This window comes from Proteus sp. G2669, from assembly GCF_009915245.1.
GTDB lineage: Bacteria > Pseudomonadota > Gammaproteobacteria > Enterobacterales > Enterobacteriaceae > Proteus.
The window spans coordinates 68,630-81,950 of sequence record NZ_JAABLX010000048.1 but is presented as its reverse complement, the minus strand read 5'-3'; the positions used below and the strand labels follow the sequence as shown (position 1 = coordinate 81,950).

General features: G+C 36.3%; 21 protein-coding genes. 9 read left to right on the top strand and 12 right to left on the bottom strand.

Annotated features, from left to right (window positions below; translation table 11 throughout):
• From GWI68_RS13920 to GWI68_RS13880, 9 genes are all read right to left on the bottom strand, one after another.
• A partial coding sequence (locus tag GWI68_RS13920) for a site-specific integrase (RefSeq protein ID WP_166540678.1) occupies positions 1-1,106 on the bottom strand: 1,106 nt, incomplete at its 3' end.
• Between the two features lies 1 nt (position 1,107).
• Positions 1,108-1,305, bottom strand: coding sequence for a hypothetical protein (locus tag GWI68_RS13915; protein WP_223310084.1), 198 nt, complete (start codon positions 1,303-1,305; stop codon positions 1,108-1,110).
• A 429-nt stretch (positions 1,306-1,734) separates the two neighbouring features.
• Complete coding sequence (locus GWI68_RS13910; protein ID WP_166540677.1) at positions 1,735-1,905, bottom strand: hypothetical protein; 171 nt, start codon at positions 1,903-1,905, stop codon at positions 1,735-1,737.
• The gene (locus GWI68_RS13905) at positions 1,899-2,489 is read right to left on the bottom strand and encodes an HNH endonuclease signature motif containing protein (RefSeq protein WP_166540676.1); all 591 of its coding nucleotides are present in this window, start codon (positions 2,487-2,489) and stop codon (positions 1,899-1,901) included. The genes GWI68_RS13910 and GWI68_RS13905 overlap by 7 nt, the downstream gene beginning before the upstream one ends.
• The gene (locus tag GWI68_RS13900; RefSeq protein WP_166540675.1) at positions 2,482-2,715 is read right to left on the bottom strand and encodes a hypothetical protein; all 234 of its coding nucleotides are present in this window, start codon (positions 2,713-2,715) and stop codon (positions 2,482-2,484) included. The genes GWI68_RS13905 and GWI68_RS13900 overlap by 8 nt, the downstream gene beginning before the upstream one ends.
• 24 nt (positions 2,716-2,739) lie before the next feature.
• Positions 2,740-2,919: a hypothetical protein gene (locus tag GWI68_RS13895; protein ID WP_006533555.1), complete on the bottom strand. Its 180-nt coding sequence runs from the start codon at positions 2,917-2,919 to the stop codon at positions 2,740-2,742.
• A gap of 47 nt (positions 2,920-2,966) precedes the next feature.
• Positions 2,967-3,467 (bottom strand): siphovirus Gp157 family protein, encoded by a 501-nt coding sequence (locus tag GWI68_RS13890; RefSeq protein WP_072069981.1) that lies wholly within the window; start codon positions 3,465-3,467, stop codon positions 2,967-2,969.
• A complete protein-coding gene (locus GWI68_RS13885; protein WP_166540674.1) occupies positions 3,467-5,434 on the bottom strand; it encodes a hypothetical protein in 1,968 nt (655 codons plus the stop codon). Before GWI68_RS13885 ends, GWI68_RS13890 begins: the two co-directional genes overlap by 1 nt.
• 12 nt (positions 5,435-5,446) lie before the next feature.
• Complete coding sequence (locus tag GWI68_RS13880) at positions 5,447-5,779, bottom strand: hypothetical protein (RefSeq protein ID WP_166540673.1); 333 nt, start codon at positions 5,777-5,779, stop codon at positions 5,447-5,449.
• Between the two features lie 258 nt (positions 5,780-6,037).
• Between GWI68_RS13880 and GWI68_RS13875 the strand changes: the two genes are divergently transcribed.
• A complete protein-coding gene (locus tag GWI68_RS13875; RefSeq protein ID WP_060556278.1) occupies positions 6,038-6,238 on the top strand; it encodes a hypothetical protein in 201 nt (66 codons plus the stop codon).
• Here GWI68_RS13875 and GWI68_RS13870 read toward each other — a convergent pair.
• The 3 genes from GWI68_RS13870 to GWI68_RS13860 form a co-directional block, all read right to left on the bottom strand.
• A complete protein-coding gene (locus GWI68_RS13870) occupies positions 6,235-6,615 on the bottom strand; it encodes a hypothetical protein (protein WP_166540672.1) in 381 nt (126 codons plus the stop codon). The two genes, GWI68_RS13875 and GWI68_RS13870, sit on opposite strands and share 4 nt — an antisense overlap.
• 379 nt (positions 6,616-6,994) lie before the next feature.
• Positions 6,995-7,858: an HNH endonuclease signature motif containing protein gene (locus tag GWI68_RS13865; protein ID WP_166540671.1), complete on the bottom strand. Its 864-nt coding sequence runs from the start codon at positions 7,856-7,858 to the stop codon at positions 6,995-6,997.
• Positions 7,859-7,862: 4 nt separating this feature from the next.
• The gene (locus GWI68_RS13860) at positions 7,863-8,573 is read right to left on the bottom strand and encodes a helix-turn-helix transcriptional regulator (protein WP_243733396.1); all 711 of its coding nucleotides are present in this window, start codon (positions 8,571-8,573) and stop codon (positions 7,863-7,865) included.
• A 104-nt stretch (positions 8,574-8,677) separates the two neighbouring features.
• Between GWI68_RS13860 and GWI68_RS13855 the strand changes: the two genes are divergently transcribed.
• From GWI68_RS13855 to GWI68_RS13820, 8 genes are all read left to right on the top strand, one after another.
• Positions 8,678-8,905 carry a helix-turn-helix domain-containing protein gene (locus GWI68_RS13855; protein WP_166540670.1) on the top strand — a complete coding sequence of 76 codons (228 nt, stop codon included), beginning with the start codon at positions 8,678-8,680 and terminating at the stop codon, positions 8,903-8,905.
• A 90-nt stretch (positions 8,906-8,995) separates the two neighbouring features.
• The gene (locus GWI68_RS13850) at positions 8,996-9,451 is read left to right on the top strand and encodes a toxin YdaT family protein (protein WP_166540669.1); all 456 of its coding nucleotides are present in this window, start codon (positions 8,996-8,998) and stop codon (positions 9,449-9,451) included.
• Between the two features lie 17 nt (positions 9,452-9,468).
• On the top strand, positions 9,469-9,693 hold the full coding sequence (locus GWI68_RS13845; protein WP_166540668.1) for a hypothetical protein: 225 nt from the start codon (positions 9,469-9,471) through the stop codon (positions 9,691-9,693).
• 16 nt (positions 9,694-9,709) lie between these two features.
• Positions 9,710-10,639 (top strand): replication protein, encoded by a 930-nt coding sequence (locus GWI68_RS13840; protein ID WP_243733394.1) that lies wholly within the window; start codon positions 9,710-9,712, stop codon positions 10,637-10,639.
• Positions 10,629-12,047: a DnaB-like helicase C-terminal domain-containing protein gene (locus GWI68_RS13835; RefSeq protein WP_166540666.1), complete on the top strand. Its 1,419-nt coding sequence runs from the start codon at positions 10,629-10,631 to the stop codon at positions 12,045-12,047. The genes GWI68_RS13840 and GWI68_RS13835 overlap by 11 nt, the downstream gene beginning before the upstream one ends.
• 53 nt (positions 12,048-12,100) lie before the next feature.
• Positions 12,101-12,277 carry a palmdelphin gene (locus GWI68_RS13830; protein ID WP_166540665.1) on the top strand — a complete coding sequence of 59 codons (177 nt, stop codon included), beginning with the start codon at positions 12,101-12,103 and terminating at the stop codon, positions 12,275-12,277.
• Positions 12,278-12,279: 2 nt separating this feature from the next.
• Positions 12,280-12,513, top strand: coding sequence for a hypothetical protein (locus tag GWI68_RS13825; RefSeq protein WP_166540664.1), 234 nt, complete (start codon positions 12,280-12,282; stop codon positions 12,511-12,513).
• On the top strand, positions 12,510-13,313 hold the full coding sequence (locus tag GWI68_RS13820; RefSeq protein WP_049219165.1) for a DNA adenine methylase: 804 nt from the start codon (positions 12,510-12,512) through the stop codon (positions 13,311-13,313). The genes GWI68_RS13825 and GWI68_RS13820 overlap by 4 nt, the downstream gene beginning before the upstream one ends.
• Positions 13,314-13,321 lie beyond the last annotated feature (8 nt).

Genomic DNA, 13,321 nt, shown 5'->3' with positions numbered 1-13,321 from the left:
GCATCACTATGAGCCATTCGAGCTTGTGGATCAAAACCACGTTGTTTAAACATAAAGGCCGCCAATGCTCTTATTTCATGAAAAGTAGGTCTTTCATCTAAAGGCAAATGACTGGCAACGCCCACTCGATCACGTAACGCTGAAAATGCACGACTAAGATAATCAGGTGCAACTTGTGTTGGATGATTAACCTCTTTACTCACTTTATTTGGGATACGAGTAGGTAGCCTATGCACAATATAAGGGCTTGCCACATTGTCACGACTATTATCAATGATTTCTTTTAATGCCTTTCCTATGGGAATAGCAACGTGAGAAGCTTCTTTGTATTGTACTTTCTGCCTATGGATATAGATTATTCCATATATTCCATTTTTAGGCTCCTCATACCAAACACATCCACATATTCCTTCTTTAGGTGCTTTGATATTATATTTTATTCGTGATACTTCGAGCCTTGCTTGCGTTGTCTGTAATGCGAGATCCATTGCTGTTCTTAACCAAGGCTCTGCGGATGCTCGGATTTTAAGAAAGTCCTCATAAGATAATCTTCTACGTTTTTTACCATCGACTCTTTTCATTTTCTTACGTTCTGCTGGGTTATCGAACATAAGAGATTCATCTATTGCATAACTGAAAATCTTCTTTAAAAAACCTACTTTTCGATTTTGTACATTGGCAGAAGCTTCAGCATGATATTTATTAATAAATCCATTAACGTGTTCCAAAGATATTTCATTTGATGGAATATCCTTAAAAAAGGATTTCACTCTTTCTAGGTCGTTAGTCCAGTCATTCAACGTGCTTTTAGATGGTTGTTCATCATTGATGATCCGAGAAAACAATTTATCTAAATGCTCAGAGAAGGGAAGGGCTTCACCATATTGCCCTCCCGAGTCAATAATTAATGAGTTAACAGAAACACATTTTTCTGGTCGCATAATATTGTTGTATTCTCTGGCTATTGCGATAGCTTTTGCTTTGTCTGCACCAATGCATTTTCTTAAACCATTAGTTAATGTAAGACGATATTGTTTGACTGAATTATCAAAATAAAGAAAGTCTGGTAGATGCCTAAATTCTTTTCTTCTAGGTCTACTGGCCATATCACGACGCCCTTATTAACTCATCGACACATGAAGAAATAACGGACTCAATACCCCAACGTTCGGATGAATATATCCAAACAGAACAATCAACGATTTTGCCTTTTAATAAACCTGTTTCTACCCATTTTTTTATAGTTCTATTATCTGGAATAGAACCTACTTCAAATTCTCGTTTAGCCCACGCACTAGCTTTCATCAGTTTTCCGCTCATTTTGGTCTTGCCTCATCATCAATAAAATAAGTCGGTCTGCTGTATCACAGGAGTGTTTGATTTCAGCGTTAGTGCATGGTCTATTTCTTACACTGAACGCTAACCGACCTAATTTAATATCAAAACTTGTTAATAATTGGTTCCCTGGTTTCCAAGGTGTTAATAATTTCATGGTGGTTATCCATTGGTCTTGAATAAACCACCATGCTAATAACAACGAAAAGTAAAAACTGATTATGCTTAATCAACTTTTTACTCGAATAATTCCTTCTACTGGATAGCACTCTGCAATTTTCCCTTTGGTCGCGAGTAATTCCTTATCAATTAAACAATTTTGTTCATTGGGATAAATATAACCGTAGGGCTAGAACTGACAATTCACTGAACTACATATCAAAAGGAATAAACCAAACATTACTGTTCACTCCTTTGTTGTTCAGCGATGGTTTGCTGAAGTTCAATTTTGACGTGTGCTGGAAAGTCGTATGAAACATGGCAACGTCTATCAGTCGAAACAAAACCGTATGATCCATCAGGTAATGTGATTTTTACTGCCTGGTCTTTTTGTTGAGAATGTCTTAGCATTGGTCTTGCCTCTTTGTTCTATCTGAAATAGCTAATTTTATTTTTGCTAACTGTAATATGGTATGTTTATATTCCGCAGGTGCTCCTGAATAATGTCTATTAATAACGGCATTTTCTCGCATTGAGATCATCATTAAATTATCAATATGACAATTAAGTTTATTATCATCGATAAATTTAATTATATATCCAGCAGGTATTTTCCCGTTATATCTTTCCCATACTAAACGATGTTTTAATTTCCAAATGTTGGGTTCATCAGTTTTTACTTTTATATATCCATCTTTAGTTGTTGATTCAGCTCCTATTGGTTGATAATTTAAAGGGCGATTGTTTTTCTTAAACGATGTTTTGTTAGCGCTAGTCAATCCTTTAGTGCCTTTATTAACAGGTACATGGCCTTTAATAAATTTCCCTGTTCTTCCTGTATTTAATCCTAATCTTTTACGAAAACTGTGAAGTGACTTAAATGTTCTTAGTTCACCAAATTCCTTTTTAAATTCTTCAATCAAATCGTTTGGTAATAATAAATAATTATTTCTCATCCAAACTTTCATATCATCGTTATAAGAAAATTTAGACACTTTTCACCTCTAAATATTTAGGAGTTTTTTGTATTTGATCGTTGTATTTTAATTTACCAACTTTTAGAGCTAAATTACCATTGTTTATAATTTGAGATGCAACAGATGAAAGTGCGTTAGCGCGTTTAATTTCTTCTGCTAATTCATTACCTTTTATATCTTCATCTGATAATCGTTCTAATTGTGCAAATAAGTGGTTGTGCAAATCCTCTAAATTATTTTTCATTCTAAACCTCTGTGACATGTCACACTAATGGATAATAGCGATATTTGTGGGATGCCCCAGTTGCAGTAATAATGCTTTTTGCATTGATGAAAGTGCCTGTTGTTCTTGCTCAGTGACATTTTCTGTTGATGCTGTAGACCATTCGATACTGCATTTATTTGTTGTTTCATCATGAGTGATGACAACTTCTAACTTCATGGCCATAACGTTTATCTCCTGATAATGCGCCCACTAAAGGGCGCTATTATGAATTAACGAACCATTAATGATCGGTCACCGACTTCTAAGTGAGCACCAGGTATTTCAATTCCGTTTTCAATCGCTTCTTTGATGCCTTTTTTATCAGGCGCGGTGATGGTTTGAACATCAACCAACTCATCCGGTAATAAAGCCTCATTGTCGATAATGACTCGAACAACACCAGCTCTAGCAGTGAATGTGTTTTTTGTTGTTTTTAATTTATCTAATCCTGAAGCCAATAAGCAGTTAAGAGCATATTTCTTTAGGTTTTTAGCTTGGTTTTCGAATGATTTTTTACGATCAGATAAACGTTTAGATTCTTCATCCAGTGTTTTAGCTTGACCTTCGATATTGCGAACGTGATGCATAATTGCATCCAATTTATCACCTAGCTCGCCCTCGATACCTTCCAATGTATCTGCGATATCTTCAGGAGAGAATTCACCTGTTTCAACGAGTTGCTGTAATTTTTCATAATTGGTCGCCAGTGCGATAGCGGTAGTTTTGGTCATTAGATTGCCTCTTCTTTCTGTTTCAGTTGGTCTAAGCACTCTTTTTCGATTTGGTTTAATCGACGTAAACGGCCGGATAAATATTTCTCGTATTCTTCGTTACGACGCTCTTGAGCTGATTTGATATGTGCAGAAATTTCGCGCGTTAATGTGGATGCAATGCCTCGCAATTCATTCTCAGTAACAGCACTACGCATAACTTCCGTATGTTTAGTAAATTTCTCGTCTAATTCTTTGCGAATACGTGTGATATCTTCCGCTTTTTCACTCGCGTTTTTGATTTCAAACTCAAGCTTATTACTCGCTAAGTATTCAGCGTTATCATGCATACCCATAAAGACATCAGAGCTAAAGCCAAGCATTGATAGGGCTTTTTTGATGGCATCAGTTAGTGATTTTTTAATAGCTTCAGGATCTGACTTCATTCCCCTAGTTGTCATATATCTGTAAGGGGTAGCCCCATAACTTTCAAATTCAGCTTTCTTACCTTTTTCGGTTATGTACCAGAATTTAATTTTGATAGAGTGATTTTCTTCATACTTTAGAGAACCATCACCATCACGCAGAAAACGAACACCAATTTGTTTGTTGTTTTCGTCAAACACTCGTTCAGTTAACGGGTTTCCTGGTACAAGCTTTTCTTCGATAACTTCGTAGCTCCATCCTTCACCGATAGGGCCAAATATTTCAGTAGCACGCATAATCATGTAATTACTGTTTATGCTAGTTCCTGCAAACCCAACACCTTCTAACGGTTTAGTAAAACGAGGGTCTGTACGTTGCACACGTTTCCAGATATGTAGATTGTTGGAATCACCAGCGTTAAGAACTTCCTCAAGCACACTAGCTCGTTGCTCAAAATTATCGTGTTGTACTGATAGTGTTTCAGGTTCTTTAGGTTCTTCAGTTTGCTCAATCACTTGAGCTGTTTCTGTCTTAGGTGCTACTTCTTGCTTTTTACGTGAACGCTTAGGCTTGGTTTCTTTCTCAACTGTATTTTCTTTGGATACTAAAGAGGCATTATCTGTTTGAATTAACTTAGTAGTAATTTCTTCTTTTTTAGTGTTGTTAGATTTGCTAATGCCCAAATGCAGATCAATAAGTTCTTTCCGTGCATTAGGGTTATCTAATAACTCAGGCTGTTTTTTGCTTTCAGCTATTAATGAAAAAATCTTTTCACGAGGTATATCCAAGATGCCAGCTGTTGTGCGTAAATCCATTGACCAGCGTTTCCATGCTTTATTGTCATCATCTATCAGTTCTTTGGCTTTCTTTACTTGAGAGGGAAGAACATTATTAGGATCAAAATCATCTAAGAGTGCTAAGGCGATTTCAGTATCTATGGTTGAATAGTTACGCTTGATAGAAGATATTTCTTCTTGTTGTTGTTCTGGTTCTTCTGTTAGCCAACTTTCACCTAATGACTTAGCTTCTTCAACGGTGACATCTTCATTAGCAAACTCATAGATAGCCTGTGCTATTTCCATCGTTTGTTCAGCATCCATCAAAGATAACTTTGTTATTTCAGCAAGGCCTGTGGCGATATTACGAATTTTGGGATCTTCTGTACCAGCAAGATATTTCAATGTAAAAGAGAACTCTTTGTTTGTTATTTGAGTCTTCCCAAATAACAGCAGGCTGGCAATACGAGGTTTTGTGGCTAGCTTTTTAAATTCTCTATATTCGATAGGTTTCCATTGAGTACCGTCATACTCATTTTCAACAGCAAATTTTTCATCGAAAGCATCTAAAGTAGGGCATGCAGAACCGTCAATATGTTCGCTAATTAATGGCTCATCAGTATTAAAGTTATCCATAGCTTCTGGATATGCTTCAGACAATTTTACTACTGCAGTCGCTGTTGCCAGTTTTGCATTAGCGGTATTTAACGCTATTGCTAACGGTACAGCACCGTTGTTTGTACGAGCCTCGGTCGTAGGCTCAAATACACAGATAAAAGTTTTCATTGGTCTTGCCTCTTAATAAGGGATTTCTTCGTCAGTTTTTGAAATGGGTTTGCCTTCCAAGCAGAGAAGCATTTGGATTTGATCTTCTAACAAGCTTGATTTCACTTGGGCATCAGCAAGAATTTTTTCTTGCTCATTACGTAGAAAATCAATTTCAGCGTGAACGAGATCAGTTTGAGTTGGCTCTTTAAAAGGAACATCAACAGTGTGTTCTGCAATAACGAAACCTAGTCCATCATTAGGATCGGCTTTAAATGCGTAGGCGTTATATTGGTAAGAACCATCGAACTGTTTTTGAGCGTGAATATAGAGTGTAACGGTTAGGCTTTCAGGTTGTGCTTTCATAGCAACTCCTTTAAAATAACTGCGATCAGTGATTTATCATTGGTCTTGCCTCTTCTAGCGTTTGGTCGCGCTAGTAGAACTCTCGGTTAGCTTTGGTCGGCGACCCGAGGTAAAGGAACCCACTTCGGTGGGTTTTTTTACGTCTAAAATTTGTTGCCTGATTATTTATCCTCATCAGGCGGTTGAGGTTCCTGCATTCCGCAACGCAAGGATTCTGTGTATAATTCAGTCACCGCAACGTATTTAAGGAACTGAATTATGAGTGATAAAAAAATATTTCTTGGTATTTCTGCTGAACAATTTGTTTATGATATGGCTCTATCTTTAACCAGCAAAGATCCTGAGATATCAACTCCAGATGAATTCACTAAAAGAATGCTGGAATTAATTCCTGAGTGTCAAAAAGCAGTAGAAGCTAACCTACCTAAAAGTACAAGTTTCTTTGCTAGAAAACGCTAGCTATCTAATGATGCAAGAGCTGTTTTTAATATGGTTCTTGCTGTAGCATTTATATCGTTTTTATCATTGTTATATGGAGCTAATTCATTGCGTATTTTTAGATTGACTTCATTAACAATTTTTACAATATGAAATATACTTAATTCATCAGATGGAAAGCTTGCCAGAACATCTTCGATATTTTCCGTTGAATTTTCGGTAATACCGCCAACTTGAATGCTAATATCATTTTTGTTATACAATTCAATAAAAGCAGACTTAACTGAGTTAGCAAATTCAATCGCAGACTCTTTTGTTGGTTGACTATTTTTTAAAATATCAGCCAACGCAGTCGTTGCAATAAGTTGTACACTTTCTGGTAACTCTTCAAATATCATATAACCCCCATTTAGATTAAGTTGCTCGTCTTTCCGGGCTGTCAGGTCTTGCCATGCATCCTAGTCTTTCCTAGGTGTCAGATCTGGTCTTGCCTTGTCGCTTTGGTCGGTAACTAATTTAATTCCCTAGTATTGCTAAAAAACTTGCCGTTATGCCGTGGTAATAATGACAGGTCGCGATGAGAGCTATGGTTCTCCTCCGACATAACAGCAAAACTGAATCTGAACACTTACCTAAACACTTGCTGTGTTGTTTTGAATACGGCTATTTAAAACTATAGTTGTAATCATGTCAACAACTATAGTTGTAATTTTGAGGAATATAGTAATAATTGAATGGCGCTAGTGAATAACTTATTAATAACTAAAGTGTTATTTTTTAATATAAATCAGATGTGATTTTATGAATTAAGCTATCTGGAATATCTTTTGAGGGATAAATGAATGCAAGCCGAGTAGATTTTTCAGTTTTTATTGAAACAATAATATTATTTTTTATTAAGACTTTTATAATTTTTTTAATAATTATTAATATGTTAGGATCTATCAATTGTTCAATTGATTTTTTATGAGAAAAGGTATTCTTATAAAATAACTCTCTAATATATACAACTAATTCCTTGATATAATTGAAGTCACACTCATAAAGAACACCATCACTTACAATTTTAGAAAAATCATTATTGTAAACTTTATTCCAAAACATTTTATGTTTTTCTAAAGTAACTTCTTCAGCATATTTCTTTGATTCTATTGACTTTGAACTCCAATTAATAGTCCCCCATTCAGCTTTAGAAAGCATGAATCTATCGAATAGCCTATGATGGGTTGGGCAAAGAAAAAGAAGGTTATCTGTAGTAAGAAGCCCTCCTAAACGCGCAGGAATTATATGGCATTTATCGATTGATCTATTTTCTCCACAAATTTGACAAGGGGAATTTCTCTTATAAATAAAACCCTCCCACATTATTTCTGCATAACGTTTAGAGTAAAATTCATTAGAGAAGTTTTGATTATCAGAGTTTTGAAAAAAAGCTCTTAAAATATAATCCCTTACAGAAAAAATATCTCTAAAATTGCTACCGTCTATATAATAACATTTTTCTGAAAACTGAGTTAATTCAGAGTCCAGCTTTATGATTTTTTCATAAAATAAATCAATTTTATTGAGATATTCTTCTATTTGTTTTAATTCAGATAAATTACAAGGGTAGGCTGGGGCTTGTATAAAAATATCATCCATCACATTACCCAAGGAATTTATATTTTATAGATTGGCTTACGAGAACTTTTGCTTGAATAAAAACCCCTTGAATGCTGGATTCATCAAGATGCCATGTTTCATATTTTGGGTTGTCTGATATTACCGCTAAGCGCTTATATTGCATTTGAAGACGTTTGATATACAGCTGATTATCTAAAATAAAAACATATATACCATCGCCATCAAAATGATTGATAGTGATATCTACAAATATTTGATCCCTTGGTTCAAAGGTGTCAGCCATTGAATCACCTTTTACTGTAATAATCTTTATTGCTGTGGATGGTCGTCCACCAAACAAACGTTTAGCTTCATCTGATGAATATTCAATAGCTGTAATTGTTTCTATAAAGTCATCTAAGATCATAACTCCTGGCCCTGCGCTAGCTTCGAGGTCGAGTATTTCAACCTTATAGGTACTAGGAGTCTGCTTTAATGAAATTAAATTAGATTTACTACACATGTTTTTTTCATTTTGAGTTAAAGCACTATCTCCTACACCAGATGAAAGCCACTCTGGTGAGACAGATAAAACTTTAGCTATTTCAATTAATTTTGTTGATGCTTGGGCACTCCCAGATTCTATTTTTTGTATTGCTGATTGAGAAACCCCAATAGCATCTCCCAGTTTTTTTTGAGAAAAACCGGCTGATTTTCTAGCTTGTTTAAGTCGTTCTGCAAGAGTCATTTTCATATCCATAACAATACAACCTTGGTTGTTGTAATTCAAACGAATATGGTTGTTGATAAAAAACAACTATAGTTTTATTATTTAAAAATAAAACAACTGGAGTTTTTATGAACGAAGCGATTAAAAATGCCATTGATATTGTTGGTACACAAAAAAAATTAGGCGAAGCATGTGGGTTAACACAGCAAGCTGTTTTTAAGTGGTTACACAATAAGGCTAAAGTATCCCCCGAATATATTCCATTGATAGTTAAAGCAACAAATGGGCAAATTAGAGCTAAAGATATCCGTCCTGACCTACCTCATTTATGGGATTTGGGTAATCAATATTGGTAGGTTTATTATTTTTCAATGCAAATATATCAAGTAATAATTTAAAAAACTGATTCTTAATAATCAATTTTACTAGCGACAGGAGACGCAAAAATGAATTTTGATATTAATACTATCAGAGCCGAAGTTGAGGACTGGGCCGTAGAGCAAGGGCAAGAACATGTTGCCATTGAGATTAGCCGAGCTTACTTACGATTAGTGATCAATCAAGAAAATGGTCGATTACATGTAATTGAGGATCAAACTGGCAGAGCAGATTGGAAAGCAATCAACAACAACCGGCAACAAATTTTCCGTTGGTTACGCGGTGATTCCCGTGCATCTCAAAGAAAGATTGCTGAGTTAATGCCAGCGATAGAAATGGCACTACCGGCTTCGAGGTTAGCTCGAGTACGTGGAGATACGAAAAACTATTTAGCAACCGTGGCAATTCAGCGTTTTGCTGATGCTATGACTGAAATCTTATTAGAAGGTCGTGACATGTCACACCAAATAAACAATGTAGTACGTGCATTAAATGAGATATCACGCCCGACCAGCGTGCATTAATTCAAGAGGCAAGACCAATGATTAGATCAACTGAAAAAATCACATACCGTAATGGGTTTATGCTGAATGATAAACCTGCTCATATATCAGAAGTTAGGGATATTTTTGAGGGTAGACGTGTTATTGCGCTGTTAGTTTGGGAACAGTATGAGAAGCAGAAACAAAAGTTACGCTCAAAAAAACTAACTGCTGATCAGTATAAAAATGCTTGTCATGACATAGCTAAATCGTTGGGGGTGTGAAGTGAATAGCTTACTGATGACAGAAACTGTTAATCAAATAGGGCGCATGAATATAACAGGTAATGTGATCCCCGCTAATTGGTGGCATCACATAAAAATGCCAAGTGGTAAGCCTGATAATATTGGGATCATATTACTTTCAGAAATTATTTATTGGTACCGCCCAGCGGAAATTCGGGACGAATTTACAGGTGAACTACAAGGGTGGCGTAAACGATTTCAAAGTGACAAGTTACAACGTAGTTATCAATCATTTGCGGATCAATTTGGTTTCACTAAACGAGAAGTTACTGAAGCAATAAAACGGCTGAAAGCAAAAGGTATTATTACACTTGAGTTTAGAACCATTAATACGGTGAATGGGCCATGCAACAATGTGGTATTTATTGAGCCTGTTGTTGAATGTATTCATAAAATAACAAATTCCATTCCATTGATTAATAATCAAACAAAAGAAGAGCCTGTTTTTGTGACAGGTATTACTTCTAAACGTGATAGGGGGTACGTTGAAACGGAACAGCCCCCACATACAGAAGTGATAGCCCCCACTGCTAAACGTGAGACAAATACAGAGATTACTACAGAGACTACTACAGAGATTACTAATGGTACGTCAGGTGAACCTGACGACAACAAATCGTCATCAAAAATTAAATTGAATTATGAAAATATTATTAATTCATATCACGATATTTTGTCTGATATGCCAGCTATCAAAGTGATGACTGATGAGCGTAAACGGAAGCTAAGAAATTTCTGGATAAAATTTAAATTCAATCAAGAGCGCTGGGAGAATTATTTATCGTATATTGCCAGTAATTGTCGATGGATGATGGAGGATCGAGATAATGGGCGAGGGGGGACATGGCGACGTAAAAATTTAGATTATTTGATTACTGAGCGTTGCTATGTCGCCGTCAAGGAGGAACGTGCTAATGACAAATGATTATTTCACCCCTCCATACAATCTTGAAGCAGAGCAGGCTGTACTAGGTGGCTTGATGATCAGCACTGACGAAGATAAGCGTCAACATGTGATATCACTAGTTAAATCAGGATCATTTTATTCAAGACCTCACAGTCGAATTTTTACAGAGATTGTGAAGTTAATAAAATCTGACTACCCAACAGATGTTATTACAGTTAGTGATTCTTTAACTCGTAGTGGTGATTTAGAAAAAGTTGGGGGATTTGCCTACATAGCGGAACTTTGTAGATTACCCTCAGTTGCTAACATTGTGAACTACGCTCGGATTGTACGAGACAAGGCGATACAGCGTTATGCTATCAACAACCTGAATACCTGCGTTGAAATGCTAATGGCGAATGATGGTCTTGATATCAACAATAAACTATCAAATGTTCAGCAGGTTGTATCAAGCATTGTAGAACATGCGAAAACAGGAAAAAGCAAAGGTTTAAGGCCTGCTCTAGATGTTGTTGGTGATTGGCTTGATGATGTTGATAGGCGTTTTAGTGATCCTAAAAATGCAGTGGGTTTTACTTTGGGTATAGAGTCACTGGATGAGTTAATGGCTCCTAAGCAGGCATTAAGAGGATCATTAATTGTTGTTGGTGCAAGACCCAAAATGGGTAAAACCGCATTTTATAATCGTGTTGCAACTCACTTTGCATTAAATCACGAGTTACCTACATTGCTTTTCAGCCTTGAAATGACAGACCGTGGGATCATTGAACGAATGATCTCTCAAGAAGGCGATGTATCTGCAGATATTTTTTATACAGGTACACATGATGATATGGAAATGGCCAGAGCATTAGCCAGAGCAAAAGAGATCGCAGAATCTAATATGTATATCGATAGCACTCCTGGTATTGATCTTAACCATATCATTGCTGAATGTCGCAAGGTTAAACGAGTTAAAGGGCAAATAGGCCTAATAGCGATTGACTACCTTACCCTTATCAAGGCTGGTCAGGCTGAACGTCGTGATATCGCATACGGTGATATTACTACAGGGTTAAAAAATCTAGCAAAAGAAATGGATTGTGTTGTCCTGTTATTAACCCAACTTAATCGTAAATTGGAAGATAGGGCAGATAAACGACCAACACCCGCTGATAGCCGTGATACAGGGCAAATTGAGCAAGATTGTGATGTATGGATTGGTTTATATCGTGATGCTGTTTACAACGATAATGCTGATAAATCGCTAATGGAAATTCTTCTCAGATTAAATCGTGATGGAAATACTGGTACCGCTTATGCTCAGTTGGTGAATTCTTATATTAAAAATATTAGTAATGTGGAAGCTGAAAGGTTGTCATTTAAAGGAAATGACAATAGAAAAAGCTATGCGCGAAAAGGCCAGCAAGCTACTGGAGCATTTTAAATAAGTTATTAAGGCTCGACCAAGCCATTAAGTTAAATATTAGAGGCAAGACCATGTTAATTAAAGACTCTCTTACACACGAATTTCTTGTTCGTGATAATCACCCTATATTACCTGATGATGGGTTAGACCATACACAGTGTCATATTGACCGTCTCCATGCGTCAACAAGAGCGAGAACAAAAGCACCTTATCAACCTAAGGTTAAACCACAAAAAACGACGAGGTAATTATGTCTAGGCGTTCTTATTTGCCTGATGATTTACCTTACAACCGAGCTTTGTGGCCAGAAGAATATCGCGAATTAGAACAGCTTGATTTATTAGCTAGTCGATTAATTAGACAGCTTAACAATCAAAAAATACATAGAACGCGAGTGCTGGTGGAAATTGAAAAGTCGCCTGAGGTACATCGGGAGTTTTTTAGAGATAGGCTGAATTATTGGCGTGAGGTAATGAAAGCATGAGTAAGCATCAAATTAAACACCCCGTGATCCGTTATCACGGAGGTAAATTTCGTTTAGCAAAATGGATATTAAGTTATTTTCCAGAGCATCGTTGCTATGTAGAGCCCTTTGGTGGAGTTGCTAGCGTCTTAATGCAGAAAGAACGTAGCTATGCAGAAATATATAATGATCTAGATAGTGAAGTTGTAAATCTATTCAAGGTATTAAGAGATCCTGAATTAAACATTAAGTTACAAGAGGCTTGCTTACTTACTGCTTATTCCCGTGACGAGTTTATGTTAGCTAAAGAGTTTATTGATAATCCATTAGAGAGAGCTAGACGCATGGTTGTTCGCGCTTGCATGGGGTTTGGTTCTGCTTCTGGTTTAAACGGTAACTCGGGATTTCAGTCTGATAGTAAACGTGAATATTCAATCTACTCACATTTGTGGGCTAAATATCCTGAAAACTTATCTGCAGTTTGTCAGCGTTTGCAGGGAGTCATTATTGAAAATAAGCCGGCATTAGATCTGATTAAAAAACATGACGCCACTGATACTCTATTTTATTTAGATCCTCCATATATGCCTGAAACACGAGTGAGTGGTAATCGTTATTACAACTTTGAAATGACTAATGGGCAACATCATGAGTTACTGCAAATTATTAAGTCTGTTTCTGGAAAAGTAATTATCAGTGGCTATCACTCGAATTTATATGATGATGAATTATCAGGCTGGAGAAAAGTAACCAAAGAGGCTCGTATTTCTGCCGGTCGTGGTACCAAAATTCGTACTGAATGTTTATGGATGAATTATTGAGGTAAGAT